The organism is Corynebacterium nasorum (assembly GCF_022345765.1).
GTDB lineage: Bacteria > Actinomycetota > Actinomycetes > Mycobacteriales > Mycobacteriaceae > Corynebacterium > Corynebacterium kefirresidentii.
Genome location: NZ_JAKRDR010000003.1, coordinates 62461 through 87689 on the forward strand (window position 1 = coordinate 62461; position 25229 = coordinate 87689).

At 58.6% G+C, this 25229-nt stretch carries 27 protein-coding genes; 4 read left to right on the forward strand and 23 right to left on the reverse strand.

Going from position 1 to position 25229, the window contains the following annotated elements; all coding sequences use genetic code 11:
- Nucleotides 1-76 precede the first annotated feature (76 nt).
- The gene (gene lepA / locus MHK04_RS03600) at nt 77-1927 is read right to left on the reverse strand and encodes a translation elongation factor 4 (RefSeq protein WP_239205038.1); all 1851 of its coding nucleotides are present in this window, start codon (nt 1925-1927) and stop codon (nt 77-79) included.
- Nucleotides 1928-1945: 18 nt separating this feature from the next.
- Here lepA and MHK04_RS03605 point away from each other — a divergent pair, with 18 nt between their 5' ends.
- Complete coding sequence (locus tag MHK04_RS03605; protein ID WP_023031165.1) at nt 1946-2482, forward strand: type II toxin-antitoxin system PemK/MazF family toxin; 537 nt, start codon at nt 1946-1948, stop codon at nt 2480-2482.
- Between the two features lie 227 nt (nt 2483-2709).
- A complete protein-coding gene (gene rpsT / locus MHK04_RS03610) occupies nt 2710-2973 on the forward strand; it encodes a 30S ribosomal protein S20 (protein ID WP_049361613.1) in 264 nt (87 codons plus the stop codon).
- A gap of 83 nt (nt 2974-3056) precedes the next feature.
- Here the strand turns inward: rpsT and MHK04_RS03615 are convergent, their stop codons facing one another.
- On the reverse strand, nt 3057-3635 hold the full coding sequence (locus tag MHK04_RS03615; RefSeq protein ID WP_086588296.1) for a TetR/AcrR family transcriptional regulator: 579 nt from the start codon (nt 3633-3635) through the stop codon (nt 3057-3059).
- Between the two features lie 331 nt (nt 3636-3966).
- Here MHK04_RS03615 and MHK04_RS03620 point away from each other — a divergent pair, with 331 nt between their 5' ends.
- On the forward strand, nt 3967-4809 hold the full coding sequence (locus MHK04_RS03620) for a DNA adenine methylase (protein ID WP_239207902.1): 843 nt from the start codon (nt 3967-3969) through the stop codon (nt 4807-4809).
- Nucleotides 4802-6154, forward strand: coding sequence for a type II restriction enzyme (locus MHK04_RS03625; protein WP_239207903.1), 1353 nt, complete (start codon nt 4802-4804; stop codon nt 6152-6154). Before MHK04_RS03620 ends, MHK04_RS03625 begins: the two co-directional genes overlap by 8 nt.
- On the opposite strand, the gene MHK04_RS03630 is transcribed toward MHK04_RS03625, so the two are convergent.
- From MHK04_RS03630 to rpmA, 21 genes are all read right to left on the reverse strand, one after another.
- Nucleotides 6151-6798 (reverse strand): LysE family translocator, encoded by a 648-nt coding sequence (locus tag MHK04_RS03630; protein ID WP_239207904.1) that lies wholly within the window; start codon nt 6796-6798, stop codon nt 6151-6153. The two genes, MHK04_RS03625 and MHK04_RS03630, sit on opposite strands and share 4 nt — an antisense overlap.
- Entirely contained in the window at nt 6795-7184 is a 390-nt protein-coding gene (locus MHK04_RS03635; protein ID WP_023020953.1) for an ankyrin repeat domain-containing protein, read from the reverse strand. The genes MHK04_RS03630 and MHK04_RS03635 overlap by 4 nt, the downstream gene beginning before the upstream one ends.
- A 10-nt stretch (nt 7185-7194) precedes the next feature.
- Nucleotides 7195-8172, reverse strand: a complete 978-nt coding sequence (gene holA, locus MHK04_RS03640; RefSeq protein ID WP_239205028.1) for a DNA polymerase III subunit delta — start codon at nt 8170-8172, stop codon at nt 7195-7197.
- A gap of 1 nt (nt 8173) precedes the next feature.
- Nucleotides 8174-9586: a ComEC/Rec2 family competence protein gene (locus MHK04_RS03645; RefSeq protein WP_239207905.1), complete on the reverse strand. Its 1413-nt coding sequence runs from the start codon at nt 9584-9586 to the stop codon at nt 8174-8176.
- Between the two features lie 18 nt (nt 9587-9604).
- Nucleotides 9605-10315, reverse strand: coding sequence for a ComEA family DNA-binding protein (locus MHK04_RS03650; RefSeq protein WP_239207906.1), 711 nt, complete (start codon nt 10313-10315; stop codon nt 9605-9607).
- A 99-nt stretch (nt 10316-10414) separates the two neighbouring features.
- A complete protein-coding gene (locus MHK04_RS03655) occupies nt 10415-11290 on the reverse strand; it encodes a DegV family protein (RefSeq protein WP_239207907.1) in 876 nt (291 codons plus the stop codon).
- Entirely contained in the window at nt 11290-11988 is a 699-nt protein-coding gene (locus MHK04_RS03660; RefSeq protein ID WP_023020948.1) for a histidine phosphatase family protein, read from the reverse strand. The genes MHK04_RS03655 and MHK04_RS03660 overlap by 1 nt, the downstream gene beginning before the upstream one ends.
- A gap of 6 nt (nt 11989-11994) precedes the next feature.
- The gene (rsfS, locus tag MHK04_RS03665; RefSeq protein ID WP_179387589.1) at nt 11995-12438 is read right to left on the reverse strand and encodes a ribosome silencing factor; all 444 of its coding nucleotides are present in this window, start codon (nt 12436-12438) and stop codon (nt 11995-11997) included.
- Nucleotides 12439-12584: 146 nt separating this feature from the next.
- Nucleotides 12585-13202, reverse strand: coding sequence for a nicotinate-nucleotide adenylyltransferase (nadD, locus tag MHK04_RS03670; RefSeq protein WP_023020946.1), 618 nt, complete (start codon nt 13200-13202; stop codon nt 12585-12587).
- Nucleotides 13199-13834, reverse strand: coding sequence for a cutinase family protein (locus tag MHK04_RS03675; protein ID WP_239207908.1), 636 nt, complete (start codon nt 13832-13834; stop codon nt 13199-13201). The genes nadD and MHK04_RS03675 overlap by 4 nt, the downstream gene beginning before the upstream one ends.
- Nucleotides 13827-14156 carry a hypothetical protein gene (locus MHK04_RS03680; RefSeq protein WP_239207909.1) on the reverse strand — a complete coding sequence of 110 codons (330 nt, stop codon included), beginning with the start codon at nt 14154-14156 and terminating at the stop codon, nt 13827-13829. The genes MHK04_RS03675 and MHK04_RS03680 overlap by 8 nt, the downstream gene beginning before the upstream one ends.
- A gap of 11 nt (nt 14157-14167) precedes the next feature.
- A complete protein-coding gene (locus tag MHK04_RS03685; protein WP_239207910.1) occupies nt 14168-15436 on the reverse strand; it encodes a glutamate-5-semialdehyde dehydrogenase in 1269 nt (422 codons plus the stop codon).
- Between the two features lie 72 nt (nt 15437-15508).
- Nucleotides 15509-15844 (reverse strand): hypothetical protein, encoded by a 336-nt coding sequence (locus MHK04_RS03690; protein ID WP_239207911.1) that lies wholly within the window; start codon nt 15842-15844, stop codon nt 15509-15511.
- Nucleotides 15844-16749, reverse strand: coding sequence for a D-isomer specific 2-hydroxyacid dehydrogenase family protein (locus MHK04_RS03695; RefSeq protein ID WP_239207912.1), 906 nt, complete (start codon nt 16747-16749; stop codon nt 15844-15846). Before MHK04_RS03695 ends, MHK04_RS03690 begins: the two co-directional genes overlap by 1 nt.
- On the reverse strand, nt 16749-17678 hold the full coding sequence (locus MHK04_RS03700) for a D-isomer specific 2-hydroxyacid dehydrogenase family protein (protein ID WP_023020941.1): 930 nt from the start codon (nt 17676-17678) through the stop codon (nt 16749-16751). Before MHK04_RS03700 ends, MHK04_RS03695 begins: the two co-directional genes overlap by 1 nt.
- A gap of 33 nt (nt 17679-17711) precedes the next feature.
- Complete coding sequence (gene proB / locus MHK04_RS03705; RefSeq protein WP_034660157.1) at nt 17712-18944, reverse strand: glutamate 5-kinase; 1233 nt, start codon at nt 18942-18944, stop codon at nt 17712-17714.
- A gap of 60 nt (nt 18945-19004) precedes the next feature.
- The gene (gene obgE / locus MHK04_RS03710) at nt 19005-20537 is read right to left on the reverse strand and encodes a GTPase ObgE (protein ID WP_239226993.1); all 1533 of its coding nucleotides are present in this window, start codon (nt 20535-20537) and stop codon (nt 19005-19007) included.
- Nucleotides 20538-22341: 1804 nt separating this feature from the next.
- A complete protein-coding gene (locus MHK04_RS12185) occupies nt 22342-22476 on the reverse strand; it encodes a hypothetical protein (protein ID WP_023020938.1) in 135 nt (44 codons plus the stop codon).
- Between the two features lie 36 nt (nt 22477-22512).
- Nucleotides 22513-22692: a hypothetical protein gene (locus tag MHK04_RS03715; protein WP_023020937.1), complete on the reverse strand. Its 180-nt coding sequence runs from the start codon at nt 22690-22692 to the stop codon at nt 22513-22515.
- A 1421-nt stretch (nt 22693-24113) separates the two neighbouring features.
- Nucleotides 24114-24173, reverse strand: a complete 60-nt coding sequence (locus tag MHK04_RS12245; RefSeq protein WP_232212622.1) for a hypothetical protein — start codon at nt 24171-24173, stop codon at nt 24114-24116.
- 774 nt (nt 24174-24947) lie between these two features.
- On the reverse strand, nt 24948-25226 hold the full coding sequence (gene rpmA, locus MHK04_RS03720) for a 50S ribosomal protein L27 (protein WP_005324079.1): 279 nt from the start codon (nt 25224-25226) through the stop codon (nt 24948-24950).
- Nucleotides 25227-25229 lie beyond the last annotated feature (3 nt).

The window sequence follows — 25229 nt, forward strand, 5'->3', positions numbered from 1 at the left end:
CCGGCCGCACCCCAGGAGCCGTTAACGAAATGTTAAGAATCTATTCGGCTCCACTTTGCCAATAGGGGGTACGGGGTTAATCGTCGGCGTCGGTAGACAGCGCGGCCACGAAAGCCTCCTGCGGCACCGAGACGGAGCCCAGCGTCTTCATGCGCTTCTTACCGGCCTTCTGCTTCTCCAACAGCTTGCGCTTACGGGAGATATCGCCGCCGTAGCACTTGGCCAGCACGTCCTTGCGCATGGCCCGGATATTCTCGCGGGCAATGATCTTCGAACCAATGGCCGCCTGCACCGGCACCTCGAACTGCTGGCGCGGGATGAGCTCTTTAAGCTTCTTGGTCATCTTATTGCCGTACCACTGGGCGGAATCCCGGTGGACGATGGCGGAGAAGGCGTCGACCGGGTCGCCGTTGAGCAGGATATCGACCTTGACCAAGTCCGCGAGCTGCTCGCCGGCCTCTTCATAGTTCAACGAGGCGTAACCCTTGGTACGGGACTTGAGCATATCGAAGAAATCAAAGATGATTTCACCCAGCGGCATGGTGTAGCGCAGCTCTACGCGGTCCTCGGAAAGGTAATCCATGCCGCCCATCTGGCCGCGCTTGGACTGGCAGAGCTCCATGGTGGGGCCGACGAATTGCTCGGGCACGATGACGGTCATCTTCACCACCGGCTCGTAGACCTCGTTAAGCTTTCCTTCCGGCCAGTCCGACGGGTTGTGAACCCACTTTTCCTCGCCGTCTTCGGCCACCACGCGGTAGGTCACCGACGGCGCGGTGGAAATCAGATCGAGGCCGAACTCGCGCTCCAAGCGGTCGCGGGTAATTTCCATATGCAATAGGCCCAAGAACCCGCAGCGGAAACCAAAGCCGAGGGCGACGGAGGTTTCGGGCTCGAAGGTAAGGGAGGCGTCGTTAAGCTGCAGCTTTTCCAAAGCATCGCGCAAGTCTGGGAAGTCGGCCTGGGAGATGGGGAAAAGGCCGGAATAGACCATTGGGTCCGGGTCCTTATAGCCCTTGAGCGGAGTCTCAGCGCCGCCGTTGGACCAAGTGACGGTATCGCCCACCTTGGTCTCGCGCACGTCCTTTACGCCGGTAATGAGGTAGCCCACCTCGCCTGGGCCCAATCCCTCGCATTTTTGCATCGTAGGGGACACGATGCCGATTTCGAGCAGCTCGTGGTTGGCGTTGGTCGACATCATGGTGACCTTCTGGCGCGGGGTGAGCCTGCCATCGACCATGCGGATATAGGTGACAACGCCACGGTAGGTGTCATAGACGGAGTCAAAAATCATGGCGCGGGCCGGCGCATCCGCGTCGAACTCGGAGGACGGCGGCGGCACCAACTCGCAGACCTTGTCCAGCAGCTCGACCACACCCTCGCCGGTCTTGCCGGATACGCGCAGGACCTCTTCCGGTTCGCAGCCGATGATATTGGCGATTTCCAGCGCGTACTTTTCCGGGTCGGCGGCCGGCAGGTCGATTTTATTGAGGACCGGGATGATTTCCAGGTCGTTTTCCATCGCCAGGTACAGGTTGGCGAGGGTTTGGGCTTCGATGCCCTGGGCGGCGTCGACAAGCAGGATGGCGCCTTCACACGCCTCGAGGGCGCGGGAGACTTCGTAGGTAAAGTCCACGTGGCCAGGAGTGTCGATCATCTGTAGGACGATCTGCTCCCCTTCGTCCGGACCGGACTGGGGTACCCAGGGCAGGCGCACGTTCTGCGCCTTAATGGTGATACCGCGTTCGCGTTCGATGTCCATATTATCGAGGAACTGGTCACGCATATCGCGCTCCGCAACCACCTTGGATAGCTGCAGGATGCGGTCCGCCAGCGTCGACTTGCCGTGGTCGATGTGAGCAATAATGCAGAAGTTTCGGATTCGGGCGGGATCCGTAAACGTCGTGGCCGCAAAGTTTTCAGACATACGTCTACAATAGTCGACATGAAAAGCGCCATGCTCACCCGACTGCGCCAAGCGCTGGGAATCAGCGAGCGCGAGCCCATAGACACCGGCCTGACCCGCATTAATTCCCGGTTGGGGCTGGATAGGTCGGACGAGTTCCACGAGCCGCGCAAGGCCGCTGATATCCGGGTCGAGGCCACCGCCTCTCACCCCCGCTCCATATTTTTCTCCCCCGATATGGATGGCCAGGCTGATTCCGGCGAGGTGGTCTGGGTATGGGCCCCGGCCGAAGGCAAACAGGCCCCGCCGCGAGAGCGCGCCATCCTGGTTGTCGGCCGCACGCGCACCACGGTGATGGGTTTGCTTATCTCCCCCAACCCGAAGCATGCGCTTGACGACGCCTGGCTGGAAATCGGCGCCGGCGAGTGGGACGAATCCGGGTGCGATTGCTGGGTGCGCCTCGACCGCTTGCTGGAGGTTTCCGAAGAACAGGTGCGCCGACAAGGCACACTTTTTCCCGAACGCCGGTTCGAAAGAATCGCGAATAGGTTACGCGCGCGCTACCACTGGGCCTAACCAGTCGCACAGACGGCGGCCATGCTGAGAGTTTTGGCAGGTCGGGTTCGGTACTGCTATTGTATGTTGGTTACTTACTTGCCGGGCGCGTTGGTCGGGGCGGGCAGGACCTTGGGTTCGCTCTTCGAATACCAGCGCCGAGCGTGCCAGCGATTGCTGGCCGCGGGAGTAGTCCGAGTAGGTCGGTTTCTACGTCAATCACTTTCGATTACTAAGAGGTATTTTTCATGGCAAATATCAAGTCCAAGCAGAAGCGCGTTATCACCAACGAGAAGGCACGCCAGCGCAACAAGAGCGTTCGCTCCGCCGTCCGTACCGAGATCCGCAAGTTCCGCGAGGCCGTTACCGCTGGCGACAAGGCTGCTGCTGAAAAGCAGCTGCGCGTGGCATCCCGCGCCCTGGACAAGTCCGTGTCCAAGGGTGTCTTCCACCGCAACACTGCAGCCAACAAGAAGTCCGGCATGGCTTCCGCGTTCAACAAGATGGACTAAGAGCCATTGCACTGACAATCCCCCGGTCGCACTCTACGGAGCGCACCGGGGGATTGTCTTAGCCTAGACCCGAGCGGGGAGGCTTAGGCCAGTTCGTCGTTGAAGTAATCTTCGAAGATGGCACCGGCGTTGCGGAAGGCTTCACTAAGCGAAGTTCCACCACGGGTTTCCACAAAAATCTCGAAGGCGGTCAGGAACTGGGTGTGGATGATGTTGACGGTCGGCGTGAGGCGCGAATCGGAGGACTTCCAGCCCTCACGGGCTTGCACGGCTTGGCGGAGGCGCTCAATAGTGCGGCTATTGCGCTGGTAATACAGGGCACGCAGCTTCGTATCCTTAGCTAGCGCCTGGGCCGTCAGCTGGGAAATTTCGGGGAAGAACTCATCACCCACGGCGCGGTCAAATACGGCTTTGGCCACGATTTCAGAATCTTCGCGCAGGCTTCCGGTGGGCAGTCCGGCGGCGAAATTCTGAAATTGGTGCTCTAGTTCCTCCGAAAATTCGGGACCTAAAACTGCCGATTCTTTGTCTTTTATGTAATTAAAAAGGGTACGGCGGGAAACGCCTACCTTTTGGGCGAGTTCCTCCATAGTAAACCCGCCGTATCCGGCTTCGATGACGAGGTTAAGCGCAGCGACTCGGATTTGTGATATACGCGGCATAAATGCCCCTTTCTGTCCCGACGCTCTAAGGGCCTTACTTTCGTTTTCTAAACCCTTAAATCTTTAGGTGAAAATGGTATTTCCCTACAAACTAAGGCGTTTGGGGTGATTTTATTACCTAATATTCGACTATGGAAACAGCCGTGCGCACGGGAAGAATTTACTACCGGCATGGCCGTACGTTTAGGCCCGTCATAGAACTATTTAACAAAGCTGTGATGTTAGACAACCAAAGTACCTGTGCGGCCAGCCCTCCGCTCCAGTTATCCGCCCGCACGTTCGAAAGCCCAATGGTGCTCGTGTCGGGTAGGGCCGCTAAGATGAGTCAACGATGAAAAACGTTAAGCCACTGGTGAAATGGGCGGGCGGAAAGCGCCAGCTCTTGCCACATATCCACGCCGCCCTACCGGCGGATGTCCCGCGGCGGTTTTATGAGCCCTTCATCGGTGGCGGCGCGGTGCTTTTCTCTCTCCAACCAGCCAGCGCACGGGTCAATGATCTCAATGCTGAGCTCATCAACCTATATGAGGTGGTACGCGGCGGCGTCGACGAGCTCATTGCAGAGCTCGTGAGCTATCCCAATGAGGCGGAGTTTTTCTATGCGCTGCGCGCAGTGGACAGGGATGCGAAGCGGTTTGCCGCCCTCTCCCCTGTCGAGCGTGCTGCACGAACGCTGTATCTCAACCGCACCTGCTATAACGGCCTGTATCGCGTGAATACGGCAGGTCAATTTAATGCGCCGTTCGGGCGCTATAAGAATCCCACCATTTGCGATGAAGACACGCTGCGTGCGGTGCACCGCTATTTTGCGGAAAATGAGGTGATCTTTTCCCAAGGCGATTTCGCCGCAGCGGTGGCAGAAGCAGGCGAAGGCGATTTTGTCTATTTCGACCCGCCCTATGACCCAGTCAATGTGACGAGCTCGTTTACCGGCTATCAAAAGGGCGGCTTTGACCGCGCGGAGCAAGAACGGCTCAAAGAGGTCTGCGATGAGTTGGACAAACGCGGGGCAAAGTTTCTGCTGTCGAATTCGGCCACCGAGTTCATCCGAGAGCTCTATGCGGATTATGAGGTAGGCATCGTGGGGGCAACGCGGGCGATCAATTCCGTCGCTTCGAAGCGCGGCAAGGTCGATGAGGTACTGGTGCGCAATTATGAGGTCAGCGGTGACTAGCGGGCCGAAGGCGCACGCGGGGCGGGAGCTGCAAGAGGAGCTGCGGGCACGTTTTGGCGTTCCGGAGTCGGTGAAGCTAGGCGTTAATGACTGGGGTTGGCTGCGCATCTTGGCGGCTGGCTACGGCGAAGAATTGGAACGGCGCGGGTATTTTTTCATCAGCGCGCGGGAAGTGGAGAAAATCTCTGCTCGGCAGCCACGGTTGATGGCCAAGCATGATTTTTCCACCTCGCGACCTTGGATTTTTCAGCGCCTGCAGCTCGGCATCGTGCCGGTAAGCCGCAGCGAATACTTGGTGGGCCGGTTCAACCTCTACGAGAAGTTTCCGGAGGCGCAGCGCGAGGAGGTACGTACGCTGCAGCTGCCAGCGGGTCTAGATACCCTCTCGTTGGAGGGGGTGAGCTCGGAGGCGGTGGCGTTAAATGGGGCGTCGGCAAGCGGGATGCTAGAAGACTTTCTGGCCTGCGGGCCTTTGCAAGCTACGGTGGCAGGCCGCATGTCCACGCGCGAGATGCAGGTGCGGCTGCCGGACCTGGGCGTGGAGGTGGCGGTGGACCGCGCACAGATGGAAATCGACGGCGGTTTTGAATCGCTCGAGCATCTAGTGCTGGTGGAGGCGAAAAATCACCTCTCGGATGATTTCAATATCCGGCAGCTCTATTTTCCCTACCGGCGCTTCCAACAGCGCCTGGCCAAGGAAGTGGTACCGGTTTACCTGGTGTATTCCAATGGCATTTTCCACCTATACCGCTATGAATTTAGGGATCCGGCGGATTTTCGTAGCATTGCGCTGGTCGATAGCGCCCGCTACGCACTATCGGCCTCGCACCTGGATGCGCAGGCGGCGCTGGATATCGTTCGGGCGGTGGAGCCCGACGTCGAGCCGGAGGTGCCCTTTCCGCAGGCCAATAACTTTGAGCGGGTGGTCAATCTCTTGGAGCTCATTGCGTTGCAGCCGCTAAGTAAGGCAGAGATTACTCAGCGCTATGATTTCGATCCGCGGCAGGCGGACTATTATGCCAACGCCGCGCGCTACCTGGGGTTGGCGGTGCAGGTGGATGAGGCCTGGGAGCCCACCGAGCGCGGGAGGAGAATTATCGAGCAGCCACAGCGCGATGCCCGAAATGCGGCGCTCATACGGACGTTGGCGGCGCGACGGGTATTTCGCGAGGTGCTCGAACTCAGCTTGGCTCGCGGCGCGGTCGCCAGCACCGCGGAGATTATTGCGGCGATGGAGGAATTGGGGCTGAGCTTGGCGACGTCCCGGCGGCGCGCCTCCACCGTCGCCCGCTGGACCCAGTGGGTGCTCGACACGGTGGCGGAGGGAATGCCGCGGCTGTTTTAGTGCAGGAGGTTCTGCGCACCGGAGACAATAAGGACGATGCCGGCGATAATGAAAAACAGGCCCGAGCCGATATCGATCCACGGACCAGCGGCGATGAGCTTGCGGCGCACGGCGTTGGTAGAAATTACCGTGGCAACGACGAGGAAAAAGAGGAAGGCCGAAAGCGATAAGGACAGCGTCAACCCGATGGCCAACCAGATGGGCGGGCTGGCCGGCAGCAGCGGGGCAATCATCGCGGCGAGGAAGAGCACGATTTTCGGGTTGGACATATTCGTGGCTAGGCCGACTTTGAAAGCGGTGCGCAGGCGGCCCAGCTGGGCGGCGGCGTCTTCCAGATCAACCGGCGGGTTAGCGCGTTGGGCGATACCGCTGCGCAGCGCGCGCGAGCCCATAAACACCAGGAAGCAGCCGCCAACGGCCTGAACCGCTCCCAAAATTTCCGGAAAAGCCGTCAGCAGCGCTGCGGCGCCGAAAACGGTGGCGGTGCACCAAAAGAGCACGCCGATTTGGATGCCGGCGGCTGCGGCTATGGCGTGGCGCCGCGAGCGGGTGGCGTAGCGGGTCACCAAAATAATGTCGGGTCCGGGCGAAGCAACGCCCACCAGATTCATCAACAAGAGGGTGAAAAAGGACGTCCAGGTCACTCCCCTGCCTCGCTTTCTAGGCGCGGGATGAGGTCCTCGCGGCCAAATATGCGGGCAGACTCCAGCGCGGAGGGATGGCCGGCGGCAGGGTCGGCGTGGGCGGCCAAGAGGGCGTCGATGACCGCATCTTCCTTTTTGAAAATGGCACCGGCCAGGGGTGATTGACCGCGGTCATTGAGCAGATTAACGTCCGCGCCGACGCGAGCAAGTGCGGTAACCAGCTCGGCGTGGCCGTGATAGGCCGCGAGCATGAGGAAGGACTGGCCGTCCTGGTTCACGAGGTCAATATTTACGCCGTGGTCGATATAGGCCAGGAGGTCCAAGCTGCCCTCGCGTGCCATGTCAAAGAGCCGACCGGCGAATTCCTGCACTTGCGTCTCAGACATAGCTTCTAGCTTATCGCGCCAGTTCCGCGACTCGTTTGACGGCCGCCTCTATGGCGAATTCGGGCTCACCGCCTTGGCCTTTGACGGCGGCATCGAGTTCCGAGACGAGGATGACGGCCTTGGTGACATTATCGGCGGACCAGCGGCGAGCCACCGGCTGGGTCATCTTGACCACGTAGGGTGCTAGGCCGGTTTGGCTAGCTAAAGAATACTGGTCCCCGCGGGCGGAATACAGGCGGGCTACGGCTCCGACCTTATTGGCTAGCGCTGCGGCAATCGCCACGGGGCTGGCGCCAAGCTGCAGGGCGCGGCGGCAGGTGGACACGGCGGCTTCGACGCGGCCGGCAACGGCGGCATCGGCAATATCCCAATTGGCAACCTCGGCCACGCCGACGTAGTAGTTCTGCACGGCCTCGCGGGTGACGTTGCCGCCGGTATCGGACACCAACTGGGAGATGGCAGAGGCCAGCTCGCGTAGGTCAGAGCCCACGCCTTCGAGCACGGCATGGATGACGTCCGGGGTCGGGCGCACACCGTGGGAGGAGAATTCGCGGGTGGCCCACTGCCCCAGCTCATTGGGATAGAGCGAGAAGACTTCGTGAACCTCGGCAATCTTGCGCAGCTTGGCCACCAGTTCAGGTTGCTTCTTCTTTTTCTTTAGGGTCTTGGCCGTCACGGAGTAAATGATGACCATGGTCATGCCCGGCGCGGGGTTCGCGCAGGCACGCAGGATGATATCGACTACTTCCTTGCCGGCTCGCTCGCAGTCACTGATGACAATGACGCGGCTATCTCCAAAAAGAGAGGGGCTAGTGGCCTCGAGGATTTCGCCCTCGGAGACTTCGGAAGCTTTAAGCTTGGTCAGCTCGGGGCGAGCACCGGTTGGGCCGCTCTCCTCGGCCGCGGCACGCTGAATCTGCAGGCGGGCGCGTTCGGTGAGGAATTCATCGTCGCCAAGGATGAGATGTACTGGAGGCATGCCCGCCATTCTAACCTGCCGCCACACCGAGCCAGGCGATGCCCGCTAGCGTCAGCGCCAGAGTCAGCCAGGGGCGGTGATAGAGGAGGCCGGCAATGATCCAGGCGTAGGCAAGCAGCGTAAAAAGCGGGCTAGCGGGGATGGTGACCACCGGAAGGTGGGCCACGCCGTGGGCGATGGTATTAATCCACCACGAAAAGGGTTCTATAAGGCGCAGCAAGCCCGCACCTAGCACATCGAGTGGACCGAGCTGGGCGAAGACGGCGGCGATAAGCCCCACGATGGTAATCGGCACGGTGGCGGGCTCAACCAGGATATTGGCCAACACGGAGACCACGGAGACCTCGCCGGACATGAGTGCGACTAGCGGGAGGGTAACGATATCGGCGGCAATGGCCACAGCGACCGCGCGCAGAAAAATGGCGGGCCAGCCGGTTGTGGCCAAGTGTTTATAAATGAGCGGGCTAAGCGCCACGATGCCGAGCGTCGCCGCGCAAGAAAGTGCGAAACCAAAGTGCACGGCGAGGTCGGAATCCACGAAGAGCAGGGCGATGATGCCGAGGCTAAGAGCATGAATCGGCTCCATGCGCGTGGAATTAAGCACGGCGAGCAGCCCCACCAGCCCAGCCACGGCCGCGCGCTGGACGGAGGGTTCAAAACCCACGAGCACAACATAGGTGGCCAAAGCACACAGAGAGGCAGCCACGCGGGCGCGTGGCCCCAGCGCGAAGGCGGCGCAGACCATGGCTGCGGCGGAGCACACGATGGCGACATTTGCACCGGAAACTGCGCTTAAGTGCGAAAGGCCGGTGATGATATACAGGTCGCGCTCTGAAGAGCTTTGCAGGCTAGTATCGCCGAGCACCATGCCAGAAATCAGGCCCTGGCTGGAAGGACCGAGGGTATCTACAACCAGCGCGCGAAATGTGTCGGACACGTGGGCCGCCCAGCCGGCTAGGCCTTCGGGCTCACCGGTTACCTGCACGTCTGTGGCAGTGGCGCTGAGCTTTCCGACGCCCGCCCTATCCGACTCCCTCACCTCCACCCTGGCCGTGAGTTCGGCGCCCGCAGCGGCCGGGACCGGTTCCGAGCTAAAGACCGGCAGTTGAGTCGGATACCCTGGCACCTTGAGCTTGAGCAGCCAGCCGCCCGTGCTGGTCTGCGTCGGCGCGGTGGTCAGGCGACCGGTAACCTCGGTGCCGAGGTCGAACGCAGCGGCACGGGCCTGGCGCACCGCGGCAACCAGCGCCGCGGCTGTCGCGACCATTCCGGAAAATAGCGCTTGGCCCCATTGGCGGGCGATCAGGCAGCACCCGACGACCGCCGCAATGATAAAGATTGCCCAGCCACGGCCGCCTAGCAGCACAGCAATGACAGCCAGCCAAGCGGTGGCCGCGCCGGGGACGAGCCGCAGTTCTCGCATCGCGTGCTCGTACTCAGCTTAGAGCTGGACCTGGTCTTTAAGCTGCGCTAGCTTCGCCGGTCCGATGCCGGTGACCTCGAGTAATTCCTCAATATCTTGGAAGCCGCCATGTTCCTCGCGGTACGCCACGATAGCTTGCGCGGTGACCTCACCAACGCCCTTGAGTTCTGTAAGTTCCTCCGCGGTGGCGTTATTCAGGCTCACGCCGCTGGCACCGCTCCCGCTGTTGCCGCTCCCGCTGATGCCGTTGCCGTCGGCTGGGGCTGGTTCGCCGGGTGCGGGAGGTGGGGCGGCGCCGGAGGGAAGGATGTGGAGCTGCTGGCCGTCGGAAAGCCGCTGGGCATGGTTGAGCGCAATTGTGTCTGCACCGGGAAGGGGTTGAGCGGCGTCGAGGGCATCGGCGACGCGCGCGCCGGGCTCGAGGGTCTGCAAGCCGGGCTCGGCCACCTCGCCAATGACAGAGACGATGATTTCACTGGGCTCTGCACTGGGTGCAGTGCCAGAATCACCGCTTATTGCCGCAGGCTCGGGCATGCCCGAGGATTCATCGGAGCGGGCGTTGATGCCAAGCCACGCCACCACGCCGACGACGAGAATGACCGCCACGGCGCAGGCTTGCCACGGGCTAATGCGCAGACGCGGGCGAGGATAATCGACGGCGAGGAGCTCTTCCTCACCGGTGGGTTGGGTAAATTCGCGGAGTCGTTCGCTAATCTTGGGTGCCGCCATGGCGCTGAGAATAAAGGCGTGGGCGCTAAGGCAGTAGGTACAGCGAAGGCGGGCTGTGGATAACTTGTTGGGGACGTCAACGAACCCGGCGCACTGGGCCTAGTTATCCACAGAACGGCGCGGTGGGAAGGCGCGTGGTCGACCACGCGTGTGAGGATGCGCTGGATCGGCGGGAGGCTCCGAGCTAAACACCGCAGATACGCCGATGGCGGAGGGGCCGACGTGGACGGAGAGGACGTCGTTAAGCGGGGTGCAGATAAAGGACGAGCCCTGCGGCAGGGCCGCTTCAAGCAGCGCCTCCAGCTTGGCGGCCGCGCCTTCGGCGTGGTTGTGCTGGATGGCGACGAAGACCGGCTTCCCGTTGGCGCGGGAGGCAATGAGGTCTACTAGCTTGGTAAAAGCCTTGGTCTGGGTGCGGGTTTTTCCCACCAGCTCCAGCTTGCCGCGGTTAATCGACATGATCGGCTTGGTGGCCAAAAGCGCCGTAGATAACACGGCTGTGGCCGGCGAAAGGCGGCCGGAGCGGCGCAGATCCTCCGTGGAATGCAGGTACACCCAGGTAGCCGCGCGCTTGAGGGTGTCCATGGCCGCAGCGTAGCACTCCTCCAAGCCGGCTCCGCGGGAGGCGACCTTGGCTGCGGACATGGCGGCCGCACCCATCGCCATGCCGGCCGACCCGGAATCAATCACCCGCACCGTGTGCGGGAAAACGCCCGAAGCAGTCACTGCGGCGGAGTAGGTGGAAGAAAGCTCTTTGGATAGGTGTATGGCCACCACGCCATCATCCTGAGAGCGCTCCATTTCGCGGCCATAGGCGGCTGCCAGCTCCAGCGCGCTTAATCCCGAAGTAGATTGCTCCAAGCCATCCTTGCCGTGTCGTTCCATGAGGTGGAGGTCAATGACGGTGATGGATAGCTGCTCCGCCAGCTCCCGGGGCAGGCCCGCGGAGGATTCCGTAATGACGCGAACCGCCACTAGATATCCGCCCCGCCGTCCCCGGTGACCTCGCCGCCCATATTCCAGCCGTCGAAGTACCACTGGGCATTGCCCACATTGTCGGGGGTGAATTCTAGCGAGGACAGCGGCGTTCCCGGGTTAAAGTCCGGGCGAGCAGTCAGCTGTGACCAGTGGGTATTCTTCAACCCCGAAAGGATCCCGTACTGCGCGTGGTCAAGGCCAAGCAGGTGGCAGGTAAGCGCCGAGATGGCCCCGCCATGGGCCACGATGAGGACGGGGCCGGCGTCCCAGCCGGCAAAGTCTTCCATGAGCTCATCGATGACGGGGCGGGCACGCTCAGCCACGTCCACGCGAGACTCCCCCTCCGGCGGGGCCCAGGTGGGATCGTGGCGCCAAATGGCGCGCGCGCCTGGAAACTCCGCATCTACCTCAGCAGAGGTTCTGCCCTGCCACTGGCCCAAGTGAGTTTCGCGCAGGCGGGCATCCGTGCTGAAGTCCACGCCGAGGGCTTCGGCGACGACGCGGGCGGTTTCCTTCGCACGAATGAGATCGGAGGCAACGATTTTGGACACGCCCTGATCCTGGAGCAGGCGCGCGGCAGCGCGGGCCTGCTCATAGCCCAGCTCAGACAGCTCGGTATCCAAGTGGCCTTGCATGCGGCCGGTGGCGTTATAGGTAGTTTGTCCGTGGCGGATCAGGATCAGGCGGCGACTCATATGGGTTTAAAGCTCCTCGTCCTCACCTGGGACCTTATCGGCCAGTGGGAGCTCGTCGATGGAATCTACCTCACGCGGGTTGACGCCATTGGTCCATTCGCCCGGACGCTCCGGGGCTTCGATGCCCTCAATCTCCAGTGCCGGGCAATCATGGTAAAGGCGGTCCAAGCCGTAGAACTCGCGCTGGTCATTGCGCTGGACGTGGACGACGATATTGCCATAATCCAGCAGCACCCAGCGATTTTCGCGGTTGCCTTCACGGCGCTGCGGTTCAAAACCCTGCTTGGTCATCTCATCTTCGACTTCATCCACAATGGAGCCCACCTGGCGCTCGTTATCTGCAGAAGCCAGCACGAAGACCTCAGTAATTGCGAGGACATCGGAGACATCAATAGCCGCGATATTGGTGGCTAACTTTTCTTGCGCCGCGTGTGCCGCGGTTTCTGCCATGCTGCGGGCGAGATCAGAAGTAGACAATGTGTATAAATTCCCTTTTCGCGTCTGAGTGCATTCGAAATGAACTATCTCTAGTGAGAATCTATTCTTGCACGTTTAGCAGGCCCGTGCCCAAAATCTGGGAAAGGCCGTGAAAGTTTCTACAGGGGCTTGTCCGGGTTGGGACCGTAGAGATTGTTTTTGGTGATGTACTGCACCACTCCATCCGGTACGAGGTACCACACGGGCTGGCCTTGGGCAGAGCGCTCGCGGCACGCGGTGGAGGAAATGGCCATGGCGGGGATATCGATGAGGTCAATATCCTCTTGCGCATCGGCAGGCAGCATATCAGCGCTTAATTCGTATCCTGGGCGGGTAACCCCCACGAAGTGCGCCATCTCCAGCATCTCTTCCCAGTTATGCCAGCTCATAATGGAGGCCAGAGAATCGGCGCCGGTAATGAAATAGAACTCCGCTTCTGGGAAAAGCTTACGCAGATCCCGCAGCGTATCGATGGTATAGGTAGGCCCCTCGCGGTCAATATCTACCCGCGAGACGGTAAAACGCGGATTGGATGCGGTTGCCACCATCGTCATCAAGTAGCGGTGCTCGGCCGCAGTGACCTCGCGGTGAGACTTCTGCCAAGGCTGACCTGTGGGCACAAAGATGACGCTATCGAGGGCAAAGCGATGCGCGGCCTCACTGGCGGCTACCAAGTGACCATTGTGGATGGGGTCAAAGGTGCCACCCATGATGCCAATGCGCTGTGGGCTAGTCATGGGTGGTGATTATAGTCCCCGGCCGAGGAGGGAGTAAGCAAGGTGGCGAGGGAGTCGGCAAAAGCGGCGTCGCCAAGCGAGGGCTCTACAAAATAAGAAGCATGGCGAGCCGCCTTGGTAGCCAACGCGTCGTGGGCGGAGGCGAGGTTCAGGTCGCAAACGAAGTCTCCGTCCAGGCAATAGTTAAGCCGGCGCGAGTCCGGCAATGCCGCAGGTTGTAAGAGCAAACGCTGCGGTAGCCAGCCCGCCATACCGTGGGGACGGCTGAGGGGATTGCCCAGGTAAACTGTCCCCGCGAGCTTGCCTCGTTGTGCTAGGTAGCGCTCCGCGCTGGTAGCGACAATGGCGCCTTGGGAGTAGCCAGCCGTAATATAGCGCGGCTGGCAGCCTGTTTCGCGCTCATACTTTTCCACCACGCGCGGAGCGTTGGCCATGCCGGTGCGCAAACTATGTACAAAACCAACGGTGACCGAATACGCCAGCTCGTGCAACGGATGCTCCATCACTACCCCACCGAGGCGGCGAATAAGCTGGAGCGGATTCAACTGCTCACCTTCCTGCGCCAGCGGCGGCAGGTTCATTGACGCCGGGTATGCCTGGGGGTCAAGGGCGAGGACATGGACTTTATCCATCGTGCCGGGATGGCGTTTTTCCACTAGATGAAAAAAGCGCGGAGAGGTTTGCCCCTTCATAGCCATTCGACGGCGCGGCATGCGGCGAATACTGCTGCGGTCCGAAATACTCGCCGTATTCCTCATTCTGGTCGGAGCCACGAGCAGCCAAAACAACGAACTCGGGACACCCAGCAGGCTGCGGCGATGGGGCGGATTGTGCTGCTGCCTGGGGCACGACGGGGGCAGCATTCGCGGTGGCGGCGGCGGGGGCTATAGAAACGGCAAGCGCCGCCGAGGCGCTTAGGGCGACGGCGGCACGGAAGAAAGCAGATCGAATCATGGCGGGGAGAATTATGGACGGGTCTGACCTGTACCCTGCAGGATCCACTTAGAAGAGGTGAGCTCCGGCAGCGCCATTGGGCCACGGGCGTGCAGCTTCTGGGTGGAAATGCCGATTTCGGCGCCCATGCCGTAGACCTCGCCGTCGGTGAAGGCGGTAGAGGCATTGAGCATCACCGCGGCGGCATCCACCTCGTTGCCGAATTTCACTAGGACATCGGCGTCTTGCGCGGCGATGGCCTCGGTGTGGCCAGTGGTGAACTCGGTGATATGCGCGATGGCGCCATCTACGCCGTCGACCACCTTGGCGCAGATATCCATAGATAGTGACTCCTCGCGCCAGTCTTCATCGGTGGCCTGCACGGCATCCTTGACGCCGAAGGCCTCGAGCTCGGCGACGTCGCCGTGGATGGTCACGCCAGCATCCTGCAGCGCGGCGATGATGCGGAGCTTGACGGAGTCATCCAAAGCGGCGTCGATAAGCACGCACTCCGTAGAGTTGCACACGGAGGTGCGGCGGGTCTTGCCGTTGATGACCATGTCGGTGGCCTTATCAATGTCTGCAGAGGCATCCACGTAGAAGTGGCAATTGCCGGTGCCGGTCTCAATGGCGGGGACGGTGGCGCCGGTAACGACGGCCTCAATAAGCTTTGCGCCACCACGCGGAATAACCAGGTCCACCAGACCACGGGCGGTAATGAGGTCCTGGACGGAATCGTGCGTCTCGCACGGCAAAAGCTGCACGGCCTCGCGCGGCAGGTCAAACTCAACGAGGGTATCCTGCAAGATTTCTACCAGCTTGGTGTTGGAGTTGCGGGCGGATTTGGATCCACGCAATAGCGGCACATTGCCGGACTTGATGGCCAAACCGAAGGCGTCCACGGTGACGTTCGGGCGGGCCTCATAGACCATGCCCATGACACCGAGCGGCACGCGCACCTGCTTCATCTGGATTCCGTTATCCATGGTGCGACCCTGCAGGATCTCCCCTACCGGGTCCTGCAGGCCAGCTACCTGGCGCAGGCCGCCGGCAATGCCTTCCACGCGCGCGGCGTCGAGAGACAGGCGGTCAATAAGGGACTCGGACATGCCGCGTTCGCGGCCGGCATCGATATCCTGCTTATTGGCGGCGAGAATGGCTTCGGTGTGGGCAATGAGGTTGTCGGCTGCGCGCTGCAAGATCTCATTCTTGCGCGGCGTGGACAGCTGCGCCACGACGGGCGCGACTTCCTTGGCAGCACGGGCTTTGGACAGAACTTCTTCGCGTTCAGTGTTGCTCATGTCATACCAGCCTAACGAAAGGCCGCGCGCTTTTCAGCCAGTTGGGCGGCAAGCACCCGCACGGTGGTGTCCTTATTGGCCGAGCTCGCGGCTCCGCTTGTCGGATGCCCGGCGGCGGCGCTTCTCGTCCTTCCGCTCGAACATGAGGTATTCCTCTTCGTAATAGCTCAAGTTATAAACGTGGCGGGCTCCGGCCGAGCATATAAAACAGATAATCGGGATAACCCAAAAATAGGACCAGTGGAAGAAGAAATAGCCGAGCACAACGGAAAGGATGGTGGCCGCCCAGGCAGCATAATCGACCGCCTGTACCTTCTTCCGGCGCTCCTTCATATCCGCGACCTCGGCTTCGCTGGGATTAAAAGAGCTCCCTTGATAAGAACCGTCTTGTGAGGCGGCGTTGTCCATTAATAACCCGCCTGAATATCGACTTCCGTGGGGATTGCTTCACCTGCGGAGTAGCGCTCCATGACCTGTACTGTATGCGAGCCGATGCGCCGGCGCACCGAATAGGGAGGGTTGGCCAGGTGCGGGGTGATGTCCACGTTAGGCATGTCCCACAGTGGGTGCCCATCGGGCAGCGGCTCAGGGTCGGTGACATCCAAGCCAGCGCCGGCGATGTCTCCTGCCCGCAAGGCTTCGACTAGAGCATCGGTGTCCACCAGTGGTCCGCGGCCAACGTTAATAATCACGGCGTGATCGGGCATGGCACGGAAGGCAGCGGCATTAAAAAGCCGGTGGGTCTCGTCCGTTAGCGGCGCAAGCGCCACGAAATAATCGGCGGCTGGCCAGACGCGCTCAATATCGGCGGTGGCGAAGGTTTCATCGGCACCCTCGACTGGGTTGCCGGAGCGATTGACCGCGATTATGCGTGGTCCGAAGCCTTCCAGCATACGAATAAGCCGCTTGCCGATGCCCCCGGCGCCCACCACCGCTACCGTCTTATCTTCAAAAAGGAAGCTGGTATGAGCCTCAACCTCATCGCGGTTAGACCAGCTAGTCCCCACGCGCTTATGCGCATGCAAGTGGGCGAGCAGGAGCGCAATGGTAGATTCCGCCACGGTGGCGTCATACAGGCCGGCGGCATTAGACCAGCGGGCGGTGGTATCACGCATGACGTCGAGCAGGTGATCCACCCCAGCGAAGGGGACCTGCACCAGGCCCACGCTCGGTGGCAGGGGCCGTGGGAAATCATCTGGGCCGCCGTTGAAGATGAGAACCTCGGCATCTTCCAGTGGGGCGCGCTCGTGACCCGCTGCATCGAGTGCCTGCAGGGTTTCCTCCCACGGGGTGGGTAGCATCGCGTACTTCATTAGTAGCCCGCCTCCACATCGACGCGGGTAGGCATCGCCTCTCCCCTCTCCCACGCCGCGGCATTGGCGTTGAAGATAGCGCCCAGGTGGTACTGCGCCACGTGCGCGGAAGCAGCCATGTGCGGCGTCATGGTGCAATTGGGCAGGTCGTATAGCGGATGGCCATCAGGCAGTGGCTCGGGATCCATAACTTCCAGCCCGGCGCCGGCGATCTCACCATCGCGCAGGGCCGCCACTAGATCGTCGGTTACTACGGTGCTGCCACGGCCGACGTTGATAAAGATGGCGGAGGATTTCATCGCGCGGAAAGTGGCGGCATCAATGAGCCCCTCGGTGTCCGAGGTCGCAGGCAGGATACAGAAAATGAAATCGGCCTCGCCCCACACGTGATCGGCCTTATCCATGGGCACGACCTCATCGGCGCCTTCCACCGAGCGGCCAGAGCGATTGACCGCGGTAATGTGCACGCCAAACGGTTTCAGCAGCTTAATAAGCTGCTTGCCGATGCCCCCAGCGCCGAAGATGGCTACCCTCTTCGGCCCTCGCTGGTTATAAAGCCACGCCTGGGACTCGTCCAGCTCCTGTGCTACCGACCACGAAGCGGCCTGGGCGAAAGCTTTGTGGTGGTGCGCCTGTGACAGGGCCAGGCCAAGTGCAGATTCGGCTACCGGCTGGGCAAAAGCGCCGGCGGAGTTGCACCATGGCACGCCGTCTGGGGTGATGACCCCGGCATCAATGAGCTGATTTACGCCGGTAAAACAATGCTGCACCCAACCGATGTTCTCCGGCATCTCGGGGATGCGGCGCGGGTTGGGCGCATTGTTGATGTAGACCTCGGCATCTTCAAGGCTATTTACGCGTTCGTGCCCGGCAGCCTCGATATCTTCTACCATCGGCTGCCAGGCGTCCGGACCCATGAAATATTTCATGCCCCAACCATACGGGGAATCAGGGACTTGGGTTTAAATACGGGAGGCGAAGTTGGAGAGGTAATCGGCGTGAACAACTGAGCGGCGCTGCTCCTCAGGAAGTTCTTCCATCTTCTTTCCCTTAATACCGTGCAGTTCCTCGGAGTCGAAACGGACTTCGCCACGTCCGATGACCTCGCCATTCGGACCGAGGATATCGATGATTTCGCCCTTGGTGAACTCGCCTTGCACATCGGTAATGCCCACGGCCAGCAGTGAATTACCGCCCTCGGTCACGGCTTGTTTAGCGCCTTCATCGAGGCGGACGGCTCCGCCGGTATCTGCGCAGTAAAGTGCCCAGAACTTCCAGGCGGAAAGCTGGCGTTCCTCGCGGGTGTGGAAGACGGTGCCCACAGAGGCGTCGGCAAGCGCGGGGCCAATATTATCCGTGGAGGTCAACAGCACCGGAATGCCGCCGCGGGTTGCCAGGCGGGCTGCAGAGACCTTGGTGGCCATACCACCGGTGCCCACCTTGCCGCCATCGCCAGCTACAACGCCCTTCAAGTCCTTGCCGGTGCGCACTTCATCGATGAACTTAGCGTCCGGCTCGGCCGGGTTCTTGTCATACAGGCCATCCACATCGGAGAAGAGGAAGAGCGCATCAGCACCCACCAGGTTGGCCACCAGCGCGGAGAGGCGATCGTTATCGCCAAAGTGCATCTCCGAGGTAGCCACGGCGTCATTCTCGTTGACGATAGGAATGGTACGCAGCTGGCGCAGGCGATCAATGGTGCGCTGCGCGTTGCGGGCGCGATCGCGGTGACCAGTATCTGACGCAGTCAACAAAACCTGGCCGATGGTGCGCTGATAGCGAGCAAAGGACTGGCCCCACACATAGGCCAAGTGCACCTGGCCTACAGAAGCGGAGGCCTGCTTGGTAGCCAGATCGGTGGGACGCTGGTGCAGCCCGAGCGGCCCCATGCCGGCGGCGACCGCACCAGAAGAAACGATAATGACATCGGAGCGGCCCATGCGCGCATGAACGGCATCGACGATGTGATCAATCTTTTCCTGTGAAACACGGAAATTTTCATCCGTGAGAGAAGAGGAACCAATCTTGACCACGACGCGCTTGGCGTGCGCGATCTCGTGGCGAAGTTCAGATTCAAAACCGGACGCTACCGGGTTCTCATCGAGCGGTTCTGGAAAGGGAGTATCGGCGGTAGGCCCGTCAAAAGGCTCTACCGGAAGTGGAAGGATGGGCTCTTTCTGTTGATCAGAAGACATGCCAACCGAGTCTACAAAGCGCCCCCTCTTATACACCCCAAGAAGAGGGGGCCTACCGAGCTAGCCTTGCCACCTATCCCGATTAGCACCCTCGCGAGTGACCTCTTCGTCGGTGCCGTAATCGTATTCATCGATAAGACCACGGCGTGCCTGAGAGGCACGCTTGCGCTCGGCGGCGGAAACGCGGCTAGTGCCCTTCAAACGGGCGTCCTCGCCGCGGCTGGCCATCGTCGGATCACCGCCAGTCATCGGCTCCCACTCGAAGGTAATGCCGCCGATCGTCACCGGACAGCCTTCCACAGCGCCCTGCTCGCGCAGCTCTTCCTCCACGCCGGCCTTGGCCAAGCGGTCCGCCAAGAAGCCCACTGCCTCATCATTTTCAAAATCAGTTTGGGTAATCCAGCGATCAATCTTCTTGCCCTCAACAATGAAGCCACCCTCGACCTCAGGGTCGGCCTTCACGGTGAAATCAGCAAATACACCGGTATGCTTCTTATGGCCCTGGGCCTTGGGATGGATAACGGTGTGGTTCTTATCCTTCTTTGGCAATGGCTGGGCCTTGCGATGCTCGGTCACCATATCCATGAGCCGGAACTTCAGCGGATCCAGGCCCTTGCGAGCGACGGCCGAAATAATAAAGACAGGCCAGCCAAACTTCTCTTCCAGATCATCCTTGACAAATTCCGCCAGCTCTTCGGCCTCAGGCACATCTGCTTTATTCAAGATGATGACGCGGGGGCGCTCACGCAGATCCCCTAAACCAGTATCTTCCTGCAAAGCCTCCTGGTATTTTGCCAGCTCATTTTCCATCGCCTCAATATCGGAAACGGGATCACGGCCGGGCTCAATGGTGGCAGTATCGACCACATGGGCAAGCACCGCCGTGCGTTCAATGTGGCGCAAGAAATCCAGGCCTAGGCCTTTGCCATCGGCCGCGCCTGGGATAAGCCCCGGCACGTCCGCGATAGTAAAGGAGCTATCTCCCATATCCACCACGCCCAGGTTCGGCTGCAGCGTAGTAAAGGGGTAATCACCGATCTTGGGCTTCGCGGCCGACAAAACCGAGATAAGCGAGGACTTACCAGCCGATGGAAAGCCCACCAGCCCTACATCCGCCATGGACTTCAGCTCGAGGATAAGATCATGGGCTTGGCCCGGCTCACCCTGGAGAGCAAAACCCGGTGCCTTGCGGTTCTTTGAGGCCAATGCCGCATTGCCTAGTCCGCCGAAGCCGCCTTCTGCGGCCACAAACCGCGTTCCCGGAACGGTAAGGTCCGCCAAGGTTTCGCCCTTTTCAGTGCGGACCACCGTGCCCGCCGGGACCTCCAAAATCAGGTCCTCGCCGCGAGCACCATTGCGCATATCGCCGGCTCCATTGCCGCCGCGTTGCGCCTTAATATGCGGGCGGTAATGGAAATCCATAAGCGTATGGATTTGTTCAGAGACCTCGAGGATGATGTCACCGCCGTGGCCACCATTGCCGCCATCCGGGCCACCCAATGGCTTAAACTTCTCGCGGTGGACAGACACACAGCCGTGTCCACCGTCACCTGCTTGCAGGTGCAGGACAACGCGGTCAATAAAACGTGCCATGGTCAAATCCTCCGTGCATTGAATAGTTGTCCTACTCAGTGTAATGCGTATCTTGGGCTGGACTCCAACCGTTTAACATAATGTGAATATTGAATATTCTTATTAGGAGGACTTGGATTTTGCTAGGTAGACACCTAGTACCCCGCTTGGTGGAGAAGAAATGAACTGTACCACCATGCCTAAATACTCCGAACAACTCAAACGTGGTGCTATGGTCCGCTCAGAGTGCATTGAAGTCGCCTGCTTCCTTCAGCTTCAGCGAGGTTTGTTGAAAACGTTCCCGCCTTTATTTTCAGGCCCACTAACACGGCACCAGCAAACGTTCCGGCACTAGAGCTTTGCGCGATATTGTCTATGGGTGAGGGCCAATTTCGAGCGAATCCGCCAGGTAGAAAATCATAGAGTTGCACGAACAACAAGATATTTTGCAAAAGGCTGCAAATTCTTTTGAGTAAAGAGACATGTGGGCAATAGAGAGTGTCTGATGGTTTGTAGGCAGATTCCCAACCTGCATGAAGAGTTAGACCAGAATGACTACTGCGACACGACCAGATCTAAGCTTATAAGACCACGACTCATGCAATTGATAAGAAGCTTCTTGCCCACCCTAAAATTGCGAAACACATTGACAGCCTAGAAACGACCACCACGGCTGCCAATAACCTAGTTCGACGCACGTTACAAACCGCAATGACCAGAGACTAAAACTGCCGCCGAAACCGACAATTACCGCAACGAGCCGTACAAAGACAGCGGACAGTAACTACAGCCCAGCCACATTGATATCCCTATGAGATTACCACTCGTTTAGTGGACCCTATTCGTACGGATTTTGTGCCCGTAGGAGAAAATGATCATTGTGAGCTAACAGCGCAAGAAGTACACGCCGGAATATCGGCGCAAAGCCACGAACCTAGTATTCGAGTAAGAGCGCCCGGTATCTTATGTGGCTAAGGAAATCGGTGTTTCCGCCGAGCTTTAGACCAGCGGGGCATACTCGAGCGTGAACAAACCTCCCGGCTGATGCGCTTGGCCGACAATTCTGGCAAGGCAAAGGACGCTCACCTATAACAACGCGCAAGCCCAACGCGCCAAATTTGCGCCAAACCTAGCCAACCATGAGTTTAAACCCCAATGCCCCTACAAACTGTGGATGACCGACATAACAACCGCGCGCACAAAGAAAGGCTTTGTGTACACCGCGATTGTCACTTATACGTTTACTCAACACATTGCCGGATCGTCGTAATCAAAATCCATGCGCACCGAAGCATTGCCGCTGCATGCTTTCAACCCAGTGATCTTATCCGCCAAAGAAAAACAGGTTCGGTGCACCATTCCTACCCCGGCTTGCTGTAAGACTACGTTGTCCACAACAAACAGCTTCCCCGGCAAGGAATCACTCCTTCCACCGGAACTGTCGGGAACTCTTACGACAATGCTCTAGCCGAAAAATTTTAATGGTTCCTACAACCATGAACTCATCCATACTCACAGTATGTGATAATGCTGCCGATGCGGAACCTCCAAAACCCAAATGGTGTCGTGATGGAACAAAACCAAGCTCCACGAAAAATTTAAGACACCCAGACCCAGCCGAGACGGAAACCGAATTATCCAAACCAGAACCCACCACAGGAAATAATAAAACCCCAAGGCAAAAGCCAGGAACAAAACTCGGGCCACTTCAGTACCGAAAAATTTACCCCACTTGCCCTAAGCAACATTGCTAGTCAGGCAAATGGGGTAAATACGCAGTAGACCAAGTATCCTTTTGACACCTGCGGTCTACTTTGGCAGGTTCTTAAACGAACATACCAATGAGCTGGGAAGCGCCGTCAGCAATATTTACAAACGGCTCAACAATAGCCTTAACAACCTCTACGACTGTATTGGAAACGCTGGATAGCTCGGACACAACGCTGGATAGCTCGGACATTTTGACTCCTTCAGGAATTAGGATACTTGAATTATTTTATTCGGACTCGGACAGCGGGTTGATCACATCAACAGCATTTTCAAGATTCTTGCCAGAGAAGATCTCGGTCACGCCGGACAGAATCTTGTACCAACCTTCTTGGGTGTTGACGAAGTTGTCCAAGTGAAGCTGGATGGTGGATAGGTAATCCTGGATGGTCGACAGGTCAAAGTTCATACTCATACTCCTCGGTATCCTCTGGCGAACTTTCAGCCCAGATAGGGTTCGATTGCAGGACCGCTCTCACGTCCCACTAAAGGTATTCTGCCATAAGGTGACAATTCCGCAACAGAAATTCTGCTCTACAAACTAATTGCACCCCCTTTCAACTAGGAAATCATAATTCTAACCCAGCCTCAGTTAAGCCTATACTCATCTTTTGGGAATTCAACAGCGATTATGTAGCCCGCCTTTCAATTAAATTGAAGGATAGGTTAAATGAGATAAACGCGTAGGTTAACTATCCGCGTTCTAATTTAAAAGTCTTTATTTTTACCTAGCGCCCAGGCACCCCTAATAACCCCCTTTATAGGGGGTTAATCTGTACGCTTTATTCCACTGAACAGTTGGCTCTTCTTAATAGCTTCTCTTCCGATTATGTTCCTGCGGGCCTTTTACACGTTGGCAAATCAGCTTTTTATCCTTTCTGACGTGCCGCAAATCCCCAACTGAGCGACCGCTCTCTACAGAAATCAGTGGAGATCCCTTAAGACAACAAGGGTTTCCCTTGCGACACACTATACGTAGGGATATTTTTATTTGATCCCATCTGCTGGCCTACAACCCGTCAGGTGTAGACCACATCCTTCACCAAGTCTGCATTGGCGCCACCTACACGGCAGCTGCTCCATACCTACCATGCACTGCACGTCATGAGCATCGCTCCCCGTTAAGATCCTACTTATATGCCAACAGCCTACACAGAAATATAAGAGTATGTTACGAGATCTAGCGGCCACATATACCGCAAGTCTCTCTTGCTAACCTCCTTCAGACCGCTACCATCTGACTCAGACGTCAAAGGGAACGAGCTACCCCAGCTACAACAACGCTGTCCTACAACAAGGTGGTGCAATAATCTTCTGAACTCAAGATAGCAATTGTTTTAGTAAACCCTTTGTTTACTTCGGAGGCACTACATAGCGTATGGTTCGCTCTACTTGAGCGCCCATTTGCAGACTGGTTATCAACACCTAGGATGAGATCAGCTACACAAAGACTTGGTACCGCCCAGTCGGAAATCATGACCGTAGGATCGACATACCGCTTGCGGGCGCGCTTCGCGTGCCACGAGGTCGACGTTGCGCGTGATCTCGACGTAGTGCAGCAGCGACTTCTTTTTCGACTCGTATTTAGCCTGAGAAAACAAAGGTTGATAGATCCTTTCAGGACACACGTACGTAGCCTCATCACCGGGATAGCAACTACGCAACCACCCGCACATCTGCTGCGGCGAGTACCTATCTTTCACCATCGCCCAGACCGTCTCACGCAAACGTGGATTGGCATCAATCCTGCGCTTCCGGCGTAAACGTACTCGACGCCGATTTACGGTGCGCATATGTGGGAAGATACACCCCAAACTCGTCCCGGTTACGCTAAAGCTTCTTGCTGATAGTGCTAGCAGAGTACTGAAAACGCCGAGCAGTCTCACACACGCTTTTACCCTGCCGGTCAAGATCAAAGATGAGCTCACGCTTTCTACCGATAGATAACGCGAAGAAATATGCCTATCAATTCGCTCTTGTGGAATAGCCAGGCCTGGGGCTGCTTGGCGGCCAACGACATACGGGATTACCTACATAAGCTTGTTATACAGCGCCAAATCCGGGCCAGCCGGGACAAAAGCACATGCCCAGTGGAAATTTTAATAACGCCTGGTCATATCAGCAACATCACGCGGATGAATTCCACAAGCTAAAGCTACATCTTTGAGACCTACACATTCACACAGTTGCATATAACCACACCGGCGCGTAGTTACACATCTTCGCGAGCATGCGCATTGCGCTTCCACAACCCAAGCTCATTACCAGTCCCATAAACCGGACTAGAGCTTATAGAAAGCGGACTCGCAAAATGAATCGGTGTCACACCTTCAAGCCGCAATCAGGCTATCGCCTGACTGTCACACAGCTAGTACGCCTGCGATGATTGCGCGGCAAGTCCAACTCACCAGCAGGCCGATAAGCCACAGACTTTGCTAAACCATCCACACCAGCAGCCACTCAGAATGAACCACCAACCTGATCAACGCTGCAAACGGCGACATAATAGGAGAAACTGGACCCAATTCGACTCCACACAATAACCCCACCGACAACAGGTGTTCCCCGAGAAACAGAATCCGAGAGCCCTTTTACAACAGAAAATCCCCAAGCCCTTCACACTGCTGTGGGACGGACTCGAGGATTAGCCTAATCGGACTGAAGTTAAGCAGTCGCTTCTGCAGCAACCTCTTCAGCCGGAACGATGTTGACCATACGACGGCCACGCTTGATACCGAACTCAACGGAGCCAGCTGCAAGCGCGAACAGGGTATCGTCGCCGCCGCGGCCTACGTTCTCACCTGGGTGGAACTTGGTACCGCGCTGACGCACGATGATCTCGCCGGCATTAACCTGCTGACCACCGAAGCGCTTGACGCCGAGACGCTTAGACTCGGAATCGCGACCGTTGCTGGAGCTGGAAGCACCCTTCTTGTGTGCCATGTG